General features: G+C 74.7%; 14 protein-coding genes. 11 read left to right on the forward strand and 3 right to left on the reverse strand.

Annotated features, from left to right (window positions below):
• Positions 1-12 precede the first annotated feature (12 nt).
• Positions 13-201, reverse strand: a complete 189-nt coding sequence (locus ACF9IK_RS24065; RefSeq protein WP_395296179.1) for a hypothetical protein — start codon at positions 199-201, stop codon at positions 13-15.
• A gap of 183 nt (positions 202-384) precedes the next feature.
• On the opposite strand from ACF9IK_RS24065, the gene ACF9IK_RS24070 reads away from it, so the two are divergent.
• Both ACF9IK_RS24070 and ACF9IK_RS24075 read left to right on the forward strand, forming a co-directional pair.
• The gene (locus ACF9IK_RS24070) at positions 385-627 is read left to right on the forward strand and encodes a toxin-antitoxin system HicB family antitoxin (protein WP_313763790.1); all 243 of its coding nucleotides are present in this window, start codon (positions 385-387) and stop codon (positions 625-627) included.
• Positions 624-1,046 (forward strand): fic family toxin-antitoxin system, toxin component, encoded by a 423-nt coding sequence (locus ACF9IK_RS24075; protein WP_395296180.1) that lies wholly within the window; start codon positions 624-626, stop codon positions 1,044-1,046. The genes ACF9IK_RS24070 and ACF9IK_RS24075 overlap by 4 nt, the downstream gene beginning before the upstream one ends.
• A gap of 100 nt (positions 1,047-1,146) precedes the next feature.
• Here the strand turns inward: ACF9IK_RS24075 and ACF9IK_RS24080 are convergent, their stop codons facing one another.
• Positions 1,147-2,061 carry a GNAT family N-acetyltransferase gene (locus tag ACF9IK_RS24080; RefSeq protein WP_395296181.1) on the reverse strand — a complete coding sequence of 305 codons (915 nt, stop codon included), beginning with the start codon at positions 2,059-2,061 and terminating at the stop codon, positions 1,147-1,149.
• Positions 2,062-2,431: 370 nt separating this feature from the next.
• On the opposite strand from ACF9IK_RS24080, the gene ACF9IK_RS24085 reads away from it, so the two are divergent.
• The 6 genes from ACF9IK_RS24085 to ACF9IK_RS24110 all read left to right on the forward strand — a co-directional run bounded on the left by ACF9IK_RS24085 (position 2,432) and on the right by ACF9IK_RS24110 (position 8,225).
• On the forward strand, positions 2,432-3,433 hold the full coding sequence (locus ACF9IK_RS24085; protein ID WP_395296182.1) for an ATP-grasp domain-containing protein: 1,002 nt from the start codon (positions 2,432-2,434) through the stop codon (positions 3,431-3,433).
• A complete protein-coding gene (locus ACF9IK_RS24090) occupies positions 3,430-4,335 on the forward strand; it encodes an ATP-grasp domain-containing protein (protein WP_395296183.1) in 906 nt (301 codons plus the stop codon). The genes ACF9IK_RS24085 and ACF9IK_RS24090 overlap by 4 nt, the downstream gene beginning before the upstream one ends.
• A gap of 52 nt (positions 4,336-4,387) precedes the next feature.
• Entirely contained in the window at positions 4,388-5,218 is an 831-nt protein-coding gene (locus tag ACF9IK_RS24095; RefSeq protein WP_395296184.1) for a putative RNA methyltransferase, read from the forward strand.
• Positions 5,219-5,346: 128 nt separating this feature from the next.
• A complete protein-coding gene (locus ACF9IK_RS24100) occupies positions 5,347-6,804 on the forward strand; it encodes an AAA family ATPase (protein ID WP_395296185.1) in 1,458 nt (485 codons plus the stop codon).
• Positions 6,801-7,202 (forward strand): nucleotide pyrophosphohydrolase, encoded by a 402-nt coding sequence (locus tag ACF9IK_RS24105; RefSeq protein WP_395296186.1) that lies wholly within the window; start codon positions 6,801-6,803, stop codon positions 7,200-7,202. The genes ACF9IK_RS24100 and ACF9IK_RS24105 overlap by 4 nt, the downstream gene beginning before the upstream one ends.
• 222 nt (positions 7,203-7,424) lie before the next feature.
• Positions 7,425-8,225 (forward strand): DUF6099 family protein, encoded by an 801-nt coding sequence (locus tag ACF9IK_RS24110; protein ID WP_395296187.1) that lies wholly within the window; start codon positions 7,425-7,427, stop codon positions 8,223-8,225.
• 560 nt (positions 8,226-8,785) lie between these two features.
• On the opposite strand, the gene dapD is transcribed toward ACF9IK_RS24110, so the two are convergent.
• Complete coding sequence (dapD, locus tag ACF9IK_RS24115; protein WP_395296188.1) at positions 8,786-9,775, reverse strand: 2,3,4,5-tetrahydropyridine-2,6-dicarboxylate N-succinyltransferase; 990 nt, start codon at positions 9,773-9,775, stop codon at positions 8,786-8,788.
• 140 nt (positions 9,776-9,915) lie between these two features.
• On the opposite strand from dapD, the gene ACF9IK_RS24120 reads away from it, so the two are divergent.
• The 3 genes from ACF9IK_RS24120 (at position 9,916) to argF (ending at position 15,483) form a co-directional block, all read left to right on the forward strand.
• Positions 9,916-11,607 carry a 3' terminal RNA ribose 2'-O-methyltransferase Hen1 gene (locus ACF9IK_RS24120; RefSeq protein WP_395296189.1) on the forward strand — a complete coding sequence of 564 codons (1,692 nt, stop codon included), beginning with the start codon at positions 9,916-9,918 and terminating at the stop codon, positions 11,605-11,607.
• Entirely contained in the window at positions 11,604-14,309 is a 2,706-nt protein-coding gene (locus ACF9IK_RS24125; protein ID WP_395296190.1) for a polynucleotide kinase-phosphatase, read from the forward strand. The genes ACF9IK_RS24120 and ACF9IK_RS24125 overlap by 4 nt, the downstream gene beginning before the upstream one ends.
• 172 nt (positions 14,310-14,481) lie before the next feature.
• Positions 14,482-15,483 (forward strand): ornithine carbamoyltransferase, encoded by a 1,002-nt coding sequence (argF, locus tag ACF9IK_RS24130; RefSeq protein ID WP_395296191.1) that lies wholly within the window; start codon positions 14,482-14,484, stop codon positions 15,481-15,483.
• Positions 15,484-15,531 lie beyond the last annotated feature (48 nt).

The raw sequence follows: 15,531 nt of genomic DNA on the forward strand, positions 1-15,531 counted from the left end.
ACGCCGCTCGGTTCAGCGCAGGTTCTGCTCCTCCTCGTCCGCGCTGTGCGGCAGGGTGATGCCGTGCTGAGCGGCGAGCCTGATCAGTCCGGCGATCCGGCCCTCGTAGGCCTGGACGCCGTCGGCGTCCCCCTCGGCCCGGGCGGCCGCGAGTTCCTTCCGGGCCTGGGTGAGCTGCTCGCGCAGCTCCTGGTCGAACATGGCTGTCATTGTCGGCCTCCGCACAGGTCGGGGTCGCTCCAGGGGAACGCTCGGGGCAGTACAGGGTCCCCGAAGGCGGAGAAGTCTTCAAGTCCGAATTTCCCGCTGCGGCGCGGCCGGGGGAGCGAAGTGGACGTGCGTGCGCCCTTGTCGTGCTAGCACTTCAGCGCTAGCGTCGAATTCATGGGTAAGAAGCAGCTGAACGTCCGGGTGGACGCCACCACCGCGGAGATGGCCCGGGAACGGGCGGAGCAGCAGGGGATCAGCATGAACCAGTACATCGAGCGCCTGGTCCAGCAGGACATGGGCGAGGCGGGGCGGGCGTTCGTCGACGCCGCGGCGCAGTTCATGAAGGAGTACGAGACGGCCTTCCTGGCCGAGTTCGGCGAGCGGGGCGCGGCCGACCTCCAGGACGTGCGCCGTTGAACCTGGAGGTCGACCTCTCGTGGCTGCTGATGACCGCCGAGCAGTACACACCCGGTGACCCGCAGGTCACCGACTACGGATCGCTGCTCGCGGCGGCCGCCCGCCACCAGGCGGAGATCTTCGACATCTCCGTCTACCCCGAACCGCAGGACCGCGCCGCCGCCCTGATGCACCAGCTGATCCGGGTGCCGGCCCTGGAGAAGACCAACGAGCTGTTCGCCACCGCCGTCGCGTACGCCTACCTGGTCGCCAGCGGCTGCACGGTCGCGACCACCGCCCGCGAGGTGCGCAGCCTCGCCCGGGCCATCCGCGAGGGCCGGCTCGGCGTGTCCGGCGTGGCCGAGCGGCTGGCCGCGTGGGTGGTGGACGAGGCCGAGGGGGAGGGCGTCAGCGGAGAGGACGACGAGGATTCGGACTGAGCGGCCCGCCCGGCCGGCGGCCCGGCGGCCGGAGCCGATCCGGGGGGCGGCGCGGATTCGGCGGGCGGACCCGCCAGGCCGGGCGGAGGCGCCGGACCGGTCAGGCCCCGGGCGCCGGCTCGGCGATCAGCGCCGTCGCGAACGGGCGGAAGCCCACCCGGCGGTAGATCCGGGCGACGTCCTCGTCGGCGGCGGACAGGAACACCGTCCGCACGCCGTTGGCGCGGGCGTGGGCGACCAGGGCCGCGGTGACCGCGAGGCCCAGGCCCTGCCGGCGGGCCGTCGGCAGGGTGCCGACGCCGGCCACCTCGGTGACCGCGCCCACCGGGTTGTGCTGGCCCGCGCAGAGCGCCACGCCGTCCCGGACGGCGGCGGCGAGCGCCGTCTGCCCGGCGCTGATCCGCCCGGCGATCCGCTCCACCGTGCCGTCCGCCACCGACTTCTCGGCGGCCGCGGCGAGCTCCACCGGCCCGGCGGTGCCCCGGGCGGTGCCCGGCTCGCCGAAGGCCAGGTGCGGGACGGTCACCGCGCTCGCCAGGTCGGGGTCGTCGGCGGCCATGATCCGGACCGCAACACCCTCGCTCGGCGTGCCCGCGCCCGGCGCGCCGGCCGGGAGCTCGGGCTCGTCGTCGGGCCCGAGCACCAGCAGCGGGTGCTCGTGGACCGTCAGCCCGGCCCCCTCGATTGCCGCGCGCAGCTCGGGGTCGTGCTCGGCCACCCACTCGAAGGACTCCGGAATGCCCAGCTCGCGCTGACGGTCCAGCACCCGGCGGACGTCCTCGGCGGTGGCCGCCGGGCCGGTGTGGCCGAACGCCGGGCGGGCGTAGTAGGGCCAGCCCCGGCCCTCGCGGACGAACAGGCTCAGCGGGCCGAAGTCCTCGACCCGGGCGGCGGAGCGCGGAACGGAGTCGTAGTAACGCTCGATGTCCTCGAGGAGGTGACGGAGTGCCGGGTCGATTCCGGGAGCGGCGGCGGCGCCGGCCGGGGCGGCGGGCTCAAGATCATGAGAGGTCACGCCGTGCATCCTGACAGGGGTGTCACGCTCCTGCCACCTGTTTGGCCGTGCCGCAGCCGTCGGCATGGCCGTGGTCGCGGTCGTGGCTGCCACGACCGTCATCGCGGAGGCTGCAGGGTCCGGTGGGCCCGGTGGTGCGGGCGGACACCGCCGCGGTGCGACGGAAGTGGTGGGAGTACGAGCGGTCCCGGTGCGCGCAGGCCGCGGCGAGCGGCCGCGAACACCGGGCAATCCGGACCGATTGTTGCCGAACGCTTACCGGCCGGGCGATCTTGCGTGCAGGCCCCGTGGCATCCTGGGGCTTTTACAGCTCTGCCGGACGGGAACGGCGGACGTCCGTGCTGGGTGAGGCGAGGGGGATGACAGGCTCATGAGGCTCTGCTTTCTGGTCGAGGAGCACTACCGGCACGACGGCATGCCGCTCGACGTCGTGCGCCAACTCACGGCGTGGGGGCACCGGGTCGACGTACTGCGCCCAGGCGACTCGCTGATGGCGATCTCCGAGGCGGTCCGGGCGGGCAGCCACGACGCCTGGGTGCTCAAGACCGTCTCCGGCGGTCCGGGGCTCACCCTCCTGGAGGCCGCCGCCTCCGTCGGGCTCACCACCGTCAACGACGTCCGCTCCATCCGCGGCGTCCGCGACAAGGCGCTCGCCGCGGTGATCGCGCGCACCCGGGGCCTGCCCGTCCCCGTCACCTATGCCGCCGCCCGCTGGGAGCGGCTCGCGGAGATCCCCGTCGCCGAGTACCCGCTGGTGGTCAAGCCCGCCGACGGCAGCTCGGGCCGGGCCGTGCGGCTCGTCCCCACCCCCGACCACCTGGCCGCACTCGGCCCTCAGCTCGCCGGCGAAGGCCTGCTGATCGCCCAGCCCTACGTGCCCAACTCCGGCACCGACCTCAAGGTCTACTGCGTCGACGGCGAGTTCTACGCCACCGAGCGCTGCTCCCCGCTCCACCCCGGCCAGGGCGTGCGCGAGCGTCAGGTGCCGCTCGGCGCCGACATCGCGCGGATCGCCGCACAGGTCGGTGAGGTCTTCGGCCTCGACCTCTACGGAGTGGACGTGCTGCTCGGCCCGGACGGGCCGGTCGTCGTCGACATCAACGACTTCCCCAGCTTCCGGCAGGTGCCGGACGCGGTGGCCAAGGTGGCCCGCGCCGTGCTGCGGCTGGCCCGCACGGGCACGGCCGTCTCCGCCCCGGCGCCCGCCCTGCTGTCCGAGCCGGCCGCACAAGTGGCGGACGCGGCGCGGCTGCCCGCGCCGAGCGGCACCGCGGTGGGCGTCGGTGGTTTCGGCGCGGCTGGGTTGGTGGGCGAACCGGACCTGGTCGGCGGCGCCGGACTGGTCAACGGCATCGTGGGCGGCGGGATATGAGGATCTGCCTGCTCACCCCCGACCCCGGCCATCCGCTGCTGGCCGCCACCGCGGCCCTGCTGGCCGCCGACCACCGGGTCGAGACGCTCGACCCCACCACCGGCGACGCCCCGCCCGCCGAGGTCCTCGGCCCCGGACCGCTCGCCGACGTCTACCTGCTCAAGGCCCGCACCCCGCGGGCCCTCGCGCTCGCCCGGTACCTGGAGGAGCGCGGCGCCCCGGTCGTCAACTCCGCCGCGGCGACCGCGTTCTGCCAGGACCGCACCGCCATGGCCGAGCTCGCCCACCGTGCCGGCCTGCCGTTCGCGGCCACCCGCACCGCCGCCACGCTCGCCGAACTGCCCGACCCCGACGGGCCGATCGTGGTCAAGAGCCGCCACAGCCGGCGCCACGACCTCGTCGCCCGGGTCGACGACGCGGCCGCTCTGCGGGCGCTCGCCGCCGAGTGGCCCGACGAACCGGTGATCACCCAGCCGTTCCTGGCGAACTCGGGCTGGGACCAGAAGCTCTGGATCGTCGACGGGCAGGTCTTCTGCGCCCGGCGCCGCTCCGAACTCGCCGATCCGGTTGAGACGGTTGATCCGGCCGGCCCGTCGGGCGCGTCCGGACCGACGGCCGACGGCGGTCGGGGCTTCGGGCCCGCGGACCTGCCGGCCGACCGCGCCCGGCTGGCCCTGCGGGTCGGCGAGGTCTTCGCCCTCGACGTCTACGGCGTCGACCTGCTGGACGGTCCCGTCGAACCGGTCATCGTCGACGTCAACGCCTTCCCCGGCATCCGCGGCCAGGCCGGCGCCCCCGAGGCGCTCGCCGCGCTCGCCCTGCGCACCGCCCGCGGCGGCACCCCGGCCGCGCCGCGCCTGCCGGGGCAGCGCGAGGCGCGCCCGCGCGCCGCAGATCGCTAGTCTTGCTCTCTCCGGCCGGACCGCACGACCGGATGGCGAGAGAAGACGGACGTTGCTGCAGGACATCGAGCGCTACCTGGCCTGCCCCCACTGCGCGCAGGCGCTCACTCCCGACGGGCGCACCCTGCGCTGCCCCGCCGGGCACAGCTTCGACGTCGCCAAGCAGGGCTACGTCAGCCTGCTCGCCGGCGACGCGCACACCGGAACCGGTGACACCGCCGACATGGTCGCCGCCCGCAGCGGCTTCCTCGACGCCGGCCACTACCGGCCGATCGCCGACGCCCTCACCGCCGCAGCCGTCGCGGCCGCCCCCGAAGGCCTGGTCACCGACCTCGGCGCCGGCACGGGTTACTACCTCGCCCGCGTCCTCGACGCCCTGCCCGGACGGCCCGGAGCCGCCCTCGACATCTCCAAGTACGCGCTGCGCCGCGCCGCCAAGGCCCACCCCCGGATCGGCGCCGTGGTCTGCGACGCCTGGCGTCCGCTGCCGCTGCAGGACGCCTCCGCCGGCCTCGTGCTCAACGTCTTCGCCCCGCGCAACGGCTCCGAGATCCGCCGCGTGCTGCGCCCCGGCGGCACCCTGCTGCTGGTCTCCCCGACCCCGCGCCACCTGCGCGAGCTCGTCACCGTGCTCGGCCTGCTCTCGGTCGACGAGGAGAAGCAGCGCCGGATCGACGAGAAGCTCGGCCCCCACCTCACCCCGGCCGGCCGGCAGGAGGTCGAGTTCACGCTGCGGCTGTCCGCCGCCGACGTCCGCACGGTGGTCGGCATGGGGCCGAGCGCCTGGCACACCGACCCGGAACAGCTGGCCGCCCGGCTCGCCGCACTGCCCGACCCGGTCGAGGTCACCGCCTCCGTGACGGTCGCCGCCTACCGCCGCTGAGCCGCTCCGGGCCCTCGGCGAGCCGTCCGGGACGCCGCCAAGGCGGCCAGGGGCCCGCCCACCCCGTTGGGATGAATCTGCCGGGCAGGCACGTTTCTGCCGACCCGGCGGCGGCTAACGTCCGACGGGTGAACCGCGACGCCACCCTGCCCGCCGTGCCGGCCCACCCCCTCCAGCGGACCGCGGACGCCGGTCGGCCACCCGTGCAGCGACCCACCGTCGAGGAGCTCCGGCTCACCTCGTTCAAGTCCTACCGGCACGCCGCGCTGCCGCTCGCACCGCTCACCGTGCTGCACGGCCCGTCCGGCGTCGGCAAGTCCAACGCCCTCGACGCGCTCGCCGTCCTCTCCCGCCTCGCCCTCGGTGAGCAGATCGCCGACTCCCTCGACGGCCTGCCCGGCCGGGCAGGCCCGCTCGCCACGCCGGTCCGCGGCGGTCTGGCAGGCTGCGTCCCGCACGGCCGCAACGCGATCATCCTCGGCTGCACCGTCCGGTCCCTCGACGGACCGGTCCGCCTGGAGGTCGTCGTCCGCACCGACGGACCGGTCCGGATCGCCCGCGAGCAGCTCACCCTGGACGGTCGGATCCTCGTCGAGACCGGCGAACAGGACCCCCGCAACCACCGCGTGAACGTCAGCTGGCACAACGACACCCGGCAGGGCGACATCCGCGCGCCCTTCCCCAACGGCGTCCTCGTCACCGCTCAGATCCCGCTGCGGGTCGCCGGATCGTCCCCCGGCGAACGCAAGGTGCTGGCCGCCGCCGAACACGTCCTCACCGCCCTGCGCGAGGTCTTCCCGGTCCACCCCGTGCCGGCGCTCATGCGCGGCTGGGCCCGACCCGACCCGCAGGCCCGGCTGATCGGCACCGCCGCCAACATCTCCGCCGTCATCGCCCGGCTGAGCAACGAATGCGCGCGCCGCTACGGCCAGTTGCTGCGGGTCGTCCAGAGCGCCGCCCCGCACCCGCTGCTCGGACTCGACCTCGCCCGCCGCGGCAGCGGGGCCGCGGAGCGCGTCCGCACCGTGTTCGACGAGGGCGTCCTCGGCCGCACCGGCGCCGACCAGGCCTCCGACGGCATGCTGCGCCTCCTCGCCTTCGCCGCGGTGCTGCTCACCGGCGCCGCGGTCCTCGACCTCGACCCGGCCGCCGAGGTGCCCTGGGCGCACCGGCAGCTCACCGTGCTCGCGGAGGACCTCGGCGCCGGGCTCGGCACCGAGCAGACCGCCGCGCTCGTACGGCTGGCCCGCGAGATGACCGCGCGCAACCAGCTGCGGGTGCTGGCCGCGCTGCAGGAGCCGGCGGCCGCCCGGGAGGCGCTCGGCGGGGACGTGCGCGCGGGGGAGGGCGAGCTGCCGCCGGGCGTCGCGCTGGTCGAGTGCCGGCGCGACCCGGACTCCGGGCACACGGTGCTGCGCACCGAGACGGCCAGGGTGCCGGCCCAGGCCCCGCGGAGCGCGGCGGGGGAGGCCGGGGCCGCGGGGCCGGGGGTGGCGGGCGGCGAGGCCGGTCCGGGGGTGCCGGCGGGGGAGGCGGGCGCGGCGGCGGATGCGGTGGGCCTGGACGGGGTAGACCTGGACGGGTGAGCGAACGAGTGACGGAACCCACCGACCCGACCCTGGAGAGCCTGAGCCGACGGCTGGCGGAGTTCGCCGCGGTGCGCAGCTGGGAGCCCTTCCACACGCCCAAGAACCTCGCCGCGGCGCTGTCGGTGGAGGCCGGCGAGCTGCTGGAGATCTTTCAGTGGCTGACGCCCGAACAGGCCGCCTCGGTGATGTCCGACCGGGAGAGCGCGCACCGCGTCCGCGACGAGGTGGCCGACGTCCTCGCCTACCTGCTGCAGTTCTGCACGACGCTGGGAGTCGACCCGCTGGAGGCCCTCGCCGCCAAGATCGAGCGGAACGAAATGCGCTTCCCCGCCCCCGGGACGAAGCCCGCGCCGCAGCCGGACGTCAACCCGGACGTTGACGACCAATCCATGTGAGGGAAGGGAGTTTTCCACACCCCCCGGGTTCTCCACAGCTTTCGTGAAGGGAGCTGCTCCGCCTCGCCCTTCGGCGCACGCTGTCGCCGTGACCACGTGACCACGTGACCACGTGACCACGTGACCACGTGACCACGTGACCACGTGACCACGCGACCACGCGACCGCCCCGCGGCGGCCGTGGTCCGACGGCGACAGCGAGAGGGAGAGGGGTGGCGGCCGATGGAGGCGCTGCGACTGATCAGGACGGCCCGGCACGCCCTGGCCGAGGCCAGGGACGTGGCGGACGTGCTGGCGGAGGCGCGGCAGGCCGCGCTGCTGGCCGAGGCGGTCGGGGCCCGGCTGACCGAGTTGGAGGAGCCGGACGGCGACGAACTGGTCGGCTTGGGGCAGCAACTGGCCGAGGCGGGATCCCACGCGGCGGGTTGCCTCGACCAGCCCGCGGGGGAGTTCTCGGCCCTGTGGGTGACGGGCGCCGGCGGTCGGGCCGCGAGGCTCAGCGAGCTGGGGGCGCTGGCGCCGATGCTGGCCGAGCTCGACCGGTTGCTGCGGGACGCGGGAGAGGCGCTGGTGGTGTTGGCCTGCGGTGCGGAGACGGAGAGCCTGTACTGGACGTGCATCGACGGCGTCGACGCGGCGGCCGATTGCAAGGACTTGGTCGGCCGGTTGGGGAGGGCGGTGCGGCGGGCGGCGGAGGACGGCGGTCGGGAGGCCACGGGGACGACCACGGCGGCCGACCCGCCGCCGAGGCCGCCTCAGAAACCGGCGGAAGAGGCGCCGCCGGTCGTGGTCACACTCGGGCCGCCGACCGGCCCGTCGGCGGCCCGGACACCTGACGACTGCAGATCGGCGAGGTCGGCGGTGACCGAGGCGAGCAGCTCCTGCATCTGCTCCAAGAGGCTCTTCGGGGTGGCCGGCGCCGTCGACGGGTCGGTGGGCGACTGCTGCTGCGACGGCAGGGCGGATGCCTCGGACCGGGGTTCGGACATGAGCGGACCTCTTCGGATCGGTAGTGCGGTGTGAAGCGCGTGGAACGGCCGGCGGGGGCTCGGTGGACGCATCGCGCCACCGGGGCGGAGCCCCGCCGCTGCAACCAACGAACCGCTTCCGGCAGGGTCACCTGCCACCACCCGATGCGGTCCAACTCCCCTTCCGGGTAAGCCTCCCGGGTGACCTCGCCTTGCCGCGGCCGAGCGGCCTGGGCTAGACGGGGCCGATCCGGGAAAGGACTGCCCGCGGTGCGTGTGCGGGCGAGCGCTCGCCCACGCGCGCACCGGTGAAGGGCTTGCGGCGGGGCGGAGGGGAGACGGCAGGGGCTCCGCGGCCGGCTGCACAGCAGCGCCCGCACAGATCGGGCGGCACAGAGAGGGCGGCAGAGCGGGGCCGCACGGAACGGCCACACGGAAGGACCACATGACAGGGGAACGGGGAGGCGGGTGGGAGGGGGAGGGGGGTGGGCCCCCGGGAACGGGACAACGAACAGCGGACAGCAAAGGGCCTCGGCGCCGATACGGCGCCGAGGCCCTTCCCGTGTGAGGCCCTCCCGTACGGAAGGCCATTCCGGTGCGGAACCGTCGGCAGGATCAGTTGTGCGCGTGCAGCTCGGCGTTCAGGCCGCCCCACGAGCCGGAGCGGGCGATGACCTCGACGGCACCGGTCTGGGAGTTGCGGCGGAAGAGCAGGTTGTCCTGGCCGGACAGCTCGACGGCCTTGGCCACCTTGCCGTCCGGGGTGGTCACCCGGGTGCCGGCCGTGACGTACAGGCCGGCCTCGACGACGCAGTCGTTGCCGAGCGAGATGCCGATGCCGGCGTTGGCGCCGAGCAGGCAGCGCTCGCCGACCGACACGACCTGCTTGCCGCCGCCGGAGAGCGTGCCCATGATCGAGGAGCCGCCGCCGATGTCGCTGTGGTCGCCGACCACGACACCCGCGCTGATCCGGCCCTCGACCATGGAGGTTCCGAGGGTGCCGGCGTTGAAGTTGACGAAGCCCTCGTGCATCACGGTGGTCCCGGGCGCCAGGTGGGCGCCGAGCCGGACACGGTCGGCGTGCGCGATGCGCACGCCCGACGGGGCGACGTAGTCGGTCATCCGGGGGAACTTGTCGATCCCGTACACGGCGATCTGGCCGCCCTGGGCGCGGACGGCCAGGCGCGCCTGCTCGACCTTGTCCACCGGCACCGGGCCGATGCTGGTCCAGGCGACGTTGGCGAGCAGGCCGAAGACGCCGTCCAGGTTCTGGCCGTGCGGCTTCACCAGGCGGTGGCTGAGCAGGTGCAGCCGCAGGTAGGCGTCGTGCGCGTCGATCGGCTTCTCGTCCAGCGAGGCGATGGTGGTGCGCACGGCGACCACCTCGACACCGCGGCGGGCGTCGGCGCGCAGCGCCTCGGCGGCGCCGGCGCCCAGCTCGGCCTCGGCCTGCTCGGCGGTCAGGCGGACGGTGCCGGCCGGGCCCGGCTCGGCGGCCAGTGCGGGGGCGGGGAACCAGGTGTCGAGGACGGTGCCGTCGGCGGCGATGGTGGCCAGACCGGCGGCGACGGCGCCGCTTGCGAGGGAGGTGGATTCTGCAGTCACATCGTGCACGTTAACGAATGCGGGCCGCCGCTGCCGAACACGCTCACCGTGCGGACAGGGTGCCCGCGGGTGATGCGGCGGCTCCGGCACCGGACAAAACCTGGTGCTCACCGGCTTGCCGCTCGGCGATACTCGGGCAGGTGTTCATGTCGATCTCCACCACCGGCACCGCCGAGAGCCCGGCCTCCGACCTCGGCTTCCTTCTGCACAAGCACCCGGGCAAGGTCCAGCGCTTCTCGACGTCGCACGGTGAGGCGCACGTCTTCTACCCGGAGGCGGGCGACGAGCTCTGCACGGCCGCGCTCCTGCTCGACATCGACCCGATCGCGCTGGTCCGCAGGGGCCGGGGCAGGGGGCGGGGCGGCTCGCCGGACTTCGCCCTCGCCCAGTACGTCAACGACCGCCCCTATGCCGCGTCCTCGCTGCTCGCGGTCGCTCTGCGGACGGTGTTCCGCACGGCCATGAAGGGCGTCTGCGAGGCGCGCCCGGGGCTCGCCGCGGTTCCGCGGCCGCTGCGGATCTCGCTGCCCGCGGTGCCCGCCAACGGTGCCGGCGAGAGTGGCGGCCCCGCGATGGCCGCCCGGCTGTTCGAGCCGCTGGGCTGGCAGGTCGAGGCGTCGGCGATCCCGCTGGACGAGACGTTCCCGGAGTGGGGCGAGTCGCGCTACGTCCGGCTGGAGCTGGCCGGCACGGAGGTCCGGCTCGCGGACGCGCTCCAGCAGCTGTACGTGCTGCTGCCCGTGCTCGACGGCGCCAAGCACTACTGGGTCGCCCCGGACGAGGTCGACAAGCTGCTCACCGCAGGCGCGGGCTGGCTCGCCGACCACCCCGAGCAGGCCCTGATCGCGCGCCGCTACCTGTCCCGGCGCTGGGCGCTCACCCGGCGGGCGATGGAACGCCTGGAGCTGGCCCGGCTGGCGGAGGCCGACGACCGCGAGGTCGAGGAGATCGACAACGCGGTCGACGACTCCGCGGACGACTCCGCCGACGAAGCCGTGGACGCGGTCGCCGGGGGCGCGGTCGGCGCTGCCGACGCGGGCGGCGGCCGGCTCCGGGCGGAGCCGCCGGAGCCGGCCGCCGAGCGGAAGGCCTCGCTGGCCGACCAGCGCCGGGCGGCGATCCTGGCCGCCCTGGGCGAGGTCGGCGCGGCGCGGGTGGCCGACCTGGGCTGCGGGCAGGGCGAACTGATCGGCGCGCTCCTCAAGGACGCCCGGTTCACCGAGGTGCTCGGGGTGGACGTGTCCTCGCGGGCGCTGTCCGCGGCCGCGCGCAAGCTGCGGCTGGAGCGGATGTCGGAGCGCCAGGCGGCCCGGGTGCGGCTGGTCCAGGGCGCGCTGACGTACACGGACGTGCGACTGAAGGGCTTCGACGCGGCGGTGCTCTGCGAGGTGATCGAGCACCTGGACCTGCCCAGGCTGCCGGCGCTGGAGTACGCCGTGTTCGGGGCGGCCCGGCCGTCGGCGGCGGTCGTGACCACGCCGAACGCCGAGTACAACATCCGCTGGGAGAGCCTGCCGGCCGGGCACCTCCGGCACGCCGACCACCGGTTCGAGTGGGACCGCGCGCAGTTCCGGTCCTGGGCCGAGCGCGTGGCGGCGACGTACGGCTACACCGTGGTGATCCGGCCGGTCGGGCCGGAGGACGCCGAGGTGGGCGCACCGACCCAGCTCGCCCTGTTCCGGATCGGCACCCCACCGGACGCCGCGCCGGAACCGGCGCCGACACCTTCCGGCCTCACACCCGCCGTCCCCGCACCCACCGACACCACCACACCCGCCGTCCCCGCACCCACCGACACCACCACGACGCCCGAAGGGGGCGAGACCCGATGACCGACGACGCACTGCCCCCGGACGCCACCGACGCCCCGAGCGCCGACGCACCCACCGCCGCGACCCCGACCGACGCCCCGCCCACCGACGCCCCGCCCACCGAGGCGGAGGCCGACGCGACCTCCGCCCGTCCCCGCCGCCTCCCGGTGACCGACGTCTCCCTCGTCGTCCTGATCGGCACCAGCGGCGCCGGGAAGTCCACCTTCGCCCGCCGCCACTTCCTGCCCACCCAGGTCGTCTCCTCCGACTTCTGCCGGGGCCTGGTGGCCGACGACGAGAACGACCAGTCCGCCTCCGCCGAGGCCTTCGACGTTCTGCACTACATCGTCGGCAAGCGCCTCGCCGCCGGCCGGCTCACCGTGGTGGACGCCACCAACGTCCAGCCGGAGGCCCGCAAGCAGCTGGTCAGGATCGCCCGCGAGCACGACGTGCTGCCGATCGCGATCGTGCTGGACGTCCCGCCGGGCGTCTGCGCCGAGCGCAACCGCATCCGACCGGACCGCCAGCTGCCCGCCCACGTGATCCCGCGCCAGAACCGCGAGCTGCGCCGTTCGCTGCGCGGTCTGGAGCGCGAGGGCTTCCGCAAGGTGCACATCCTGCGCGGCGAGGCCGAGGTCGCGGCCGCCGAGGTCGTGCCGGAGAAGCGCTTCAACGACCTGCGCCACCTCACGGGCCCGTTCGACGTCGTCGGCGACGTCCACGGCTGCCGCTCCGAGCTGGAGACCCTGCTCACCCGCCTCGGCTACGTGCTCACCCGGGACGACGCGGGCCGCGCGGTGGACGCCGCGCACCCCGCGGGCCGGACGGCCGTCTTCGTGGGCGACCTGGTCGACCGCGGCCCGGACACACCGGGCGTGCTGCGCCTGGTGATGGGCATGGTCGCCGCCGGGCACGCGCTCTGCGTGCCGGGCAACCACGAGAACAAGCTCGGCCGGTCGATGGACGGCAGGAAGGTCACCGTCTCGCACGGCCTGCAGGAGTCGCTGGACCAGCTGGCGGGCGAGCCGGAGGAGTTCCGCGCCGAGGTGCGGGCCTTCATGCGCGGCCTGGTCAGCCACTACCTGCTGGACGGCGGCGCGCTGGTGGTCTGCCACGCCGGTCTGCCGGAGAAGTACCACGGCCGGGCCTCCGGCCGGGTCCGATCGCACGCGCTGTACGGGGACACCACCGGCGAGACCGACGAGTACGGCCTGCCGGTGCGCTACCCGTGGGCTGAGGAGTACCGGGGCAAGGCGATGGTGGTCTACGGGCACACGCCGGTGCCGGTGGCGAGCTTCCTCAACAACACCATCTGCCTGGACACCGGCTGCGTCTTCGGCGGCAGCCTCACCGCGCTGCGCTACCCGGAGCGGGAGCTGGTGTCGGTGGAGGCCGAGCAGGAGTGGTACGCGCCGGTCCGGCCGCTGAAGGCGGACGCGCCGGGCGCGCGCGAGGGCCGTCCGCTGGACCTCGCCGACGTGGCGGGCCGCCGGGTGGTGGAGACCGCGCTGCACGGCCGGATCGCCGTGCGGGAGGAGAACGCGGCGGCGGCACTGGAGGTGATGAGCCGGTTCGCGATCGATCCGCGGCTGCTCGCCTACCTGCCGCCGACCATGGCGCCGAGCGCGACCTCCCGCCGCCCCGGCTACCTCGAACACCCCGAGGAGGCGTTCGCCGCCTACCGCGAGGACGGCGTGCGCGAGGTGGTCTGCGAGGAGAAGCACATGGGCTCCCGCGCGGTGGTCCTGGTCGCCCGGGACGCCGGGGCGCTGGAGAAGCGGTTCGGCCTGGCCGGGTCGGGCGCGATCTGGACCCGGACCGGCCGGGCGTTCCTCGGTGACGACGGCCTCACGGCCGCGGTCCTGGACCGGGTGCGGGCCGCGGCGGAGCGTTCCGGCCTGTTCGACGAGCTGGCCACCGGCTGGCTGCTGCTGGACGCGGAGCTGATGCCGTGGTCGCTCAAGGCCGCGGACCTGCTGCGCCGTCAGTACGCGGCGGTCGGCGCGGCGGCGGGTGCGGCGCTGCCGCAGGTGCTCGCTGCGCTGGACCGGGCGGCCGGTCGCGGGCTCGACCTGGGCGAGCTGACGGCCCGCCAGCGGCAGCGCGCGGCGGACGCGCAGGCGTTCACCGAGGCGTACCGGCGCTACTGCTGGCCGACCGAGGGACTCGCCGGGATCCGGCTCGCGCCGTTCCAGGTGCTGGCGGCGGAGGGGGCGAACCTGGCGGTGCGCCCGCACGACGAGCACCTGGCCTGGATCGACCGGCTGGTCGACGCCGACCAGGCGGCCGAGCCGCAGGGCCCCGTGCTGCACCGGACCGGCCGGCTGGTGGTGGACACCGCCGACGACGCGTCGGTCGCCGCGGGCGTCGCCTGGTGGGAGGAGCTCACCGGGGCCGGCGGCGAGGGCATGGTGGTCAAGCCGCTCGCGTCGCTGGTCCGCGCCGGGGCGGGGGTGGGCCGTCCGGGCGGGCTGGTCCAGCCCGGGGTCAAGGTGCGTGGCCGCGAGTACCTGCGGATCGTCTACGGCCCGGACTACACCGAGTACCTGGACCAGCTGCGGCAGCGGTTCCTCGGGCACAAGCGCTCGCTGGCGCTGCGCGAGTACGCGCTGGGGCTGGAGGCGCTCGACCGGCTGGCGGCGGGCGAGCCGCTCTGGCGGGTGCACGAACCGGTGTTCGCCGTGCTCGCCCTGGAGTCGGAGCCGGTGGACCCCCGCCTCTGACCGGCCCGACGCGGCACCTGCCCGCCGGTCGGGGACGGGCCCTGCGGACCACCGCAGGGCCCGTCCCGTTCCGTCCGCCCGGCGTGATGCGCCTCGGCTCTATGCATACAAATTCCGAACGTCGTATACAATTGCCGCTCGCGGTCCGCCCACGTCACCCCAGGAGCCCGGCATGGCGTTCAACCTCCGGAACAGGCACTTCCTCAAGGAGCTCGACTTCACGGCCCAGGAGTTCCGCTTCCTGGTGGATCTCGCGGCCCAGCTCAAGGCGGCGAAGTATGCGGGCACCGAGCAGCCCCGGCTGCGGGGCAGGAGCATCGCGCTGATCTTCGAGAAGACCTCCACCCGGACGCGCTGCGCCTTCGAGGTGGCCGCCCATGATCAGGGCGCCACCACCACCTACCTGGACGCGTCCGGCTCGCAGATCGGCCACAAGGAGTCGATCAAGGACACCGCGCGGGTGCTGGGCCGGATGTTCGACGGTATCGAGTACCGGGGCCACGGGCAGGAGGTCGTCGAGGAGCTGGCCGCGTACGCCGGCGTCCCGGTCTGGAACGGCCTCACCGACGAGTGGCACCCGACGCAGATGCTCGCCGACGTGCTGACCGTCCGGGAGCACACAGCCAAGCCGCTCACCGAGGTGGCCCTCGCCTACCTCGGCGACGCCCGCTCCAACATGGGCAACTCGCTGCTGGTCACCGGCGCCCTGCTCGGCATGGACATCCGGATCGTCGCGCCCCGGGCGCTCTGGCCCGCCGAGGAGGTGCTGAAGGCCGCCGAGGGGCTCGCCGCGACCAGCGGCGCCCGGATCACCCTCACCGAGGACGTCGACGCGGGCGTGGCCGGCGCCGACTTCCTCTACACCGACGTGTGGGTCTCGATGGGCGAGCCCAAGGAGGTCTGGGCGGAGCGGATCGAGCTGCTCAGGCCGTACCAGGTGTCGATGGACACCGTCCGGGCCACCGGCAACCCGGCCGTGAAGTTCCTGCACTGCCTGCCGGCCTTCCACGACCTCGGCACGGTGGTCGGCCGACAGATGTACGAGGCGACCGGGATGGCCGAGCTGGAGTGCACCGACGAGCTGTTCGAGTCGGCGCACTCCGTCGTGTTCGACCAGGCGGAGAACCGCCTGCACACCATCAAGGCCGTGCTGGTCGCGACCCTCGGAGCCTGACCTCCCGTCCGCCCGGCCCCGCTGTCACGGCCTCCCGGGCCTCCCGGC

The organism is Kitasatospora hibisci (assembly GCF_043950205.1).
GTDB classification, from domain to species: Bacteria; Actinomycetota; Actinomycetes; order Streptomycetales; family Streptomycetaceae; genus Kitasatospora; species Kitasatospora hibisci.

What these genes read in the sequence shown, in the direction of transcription:
- ACF9IK_RS24125 (WP_395296190.1), top strand. Translation starts at nt 11,604, where the DNA reads ATGACCGACGACGCACTGCCCCCGGACGCCACCGACGCCCCGAGCGCC.
- ACF9IK_RS24065 (WP_395296179.1), bottom strand. Translation starts at nt 201, where the DNA reads ATGTTCGACCAGGAGCTGCGCGAGCAGCTCACCCAGGCCCGGAAGGAA.
- ACF9IK_RS24070 (WP_313763790.1), top strand. Translation starts at nt 385, where the DNA reads ATGGGTAAGAAGCAGCTGAACGTCCGGGTGGACGCCACCACCGCGGAG.
- ACF9IK_RS24090 (WP_395296183.1), top strand. Translation starts at nt 3,430, where the DNA reads ATGAGGATCTGCCTGCTCACCCCCGACCCCGGCCATCCGCTGCTGGCC.
- ACF9IK_RS24085 (WP_395296182.1), top strand. Translation starts at nt 2,432, where the DNA reads ATGAGGCTCTGCTTTCTGGTCGAGGAGCACTACCGGCACGACGGCATG.
- argF (WP_395296191.1), top strand. Translation starts at nt 14,482, where the DNA reads ATGGCGTTCAACCTCCGGAACAGGCACTTCCTCAAGGAGCTCGACTTC.
- ACF9IK_RS24110 (WP_395296187.1), top strand. Translation starts at nt 7,425, where the DNA reads ATGGAGGCGCTGCGACTGATCAGGACGGCCCGGCACGCCCTGGCCGAG.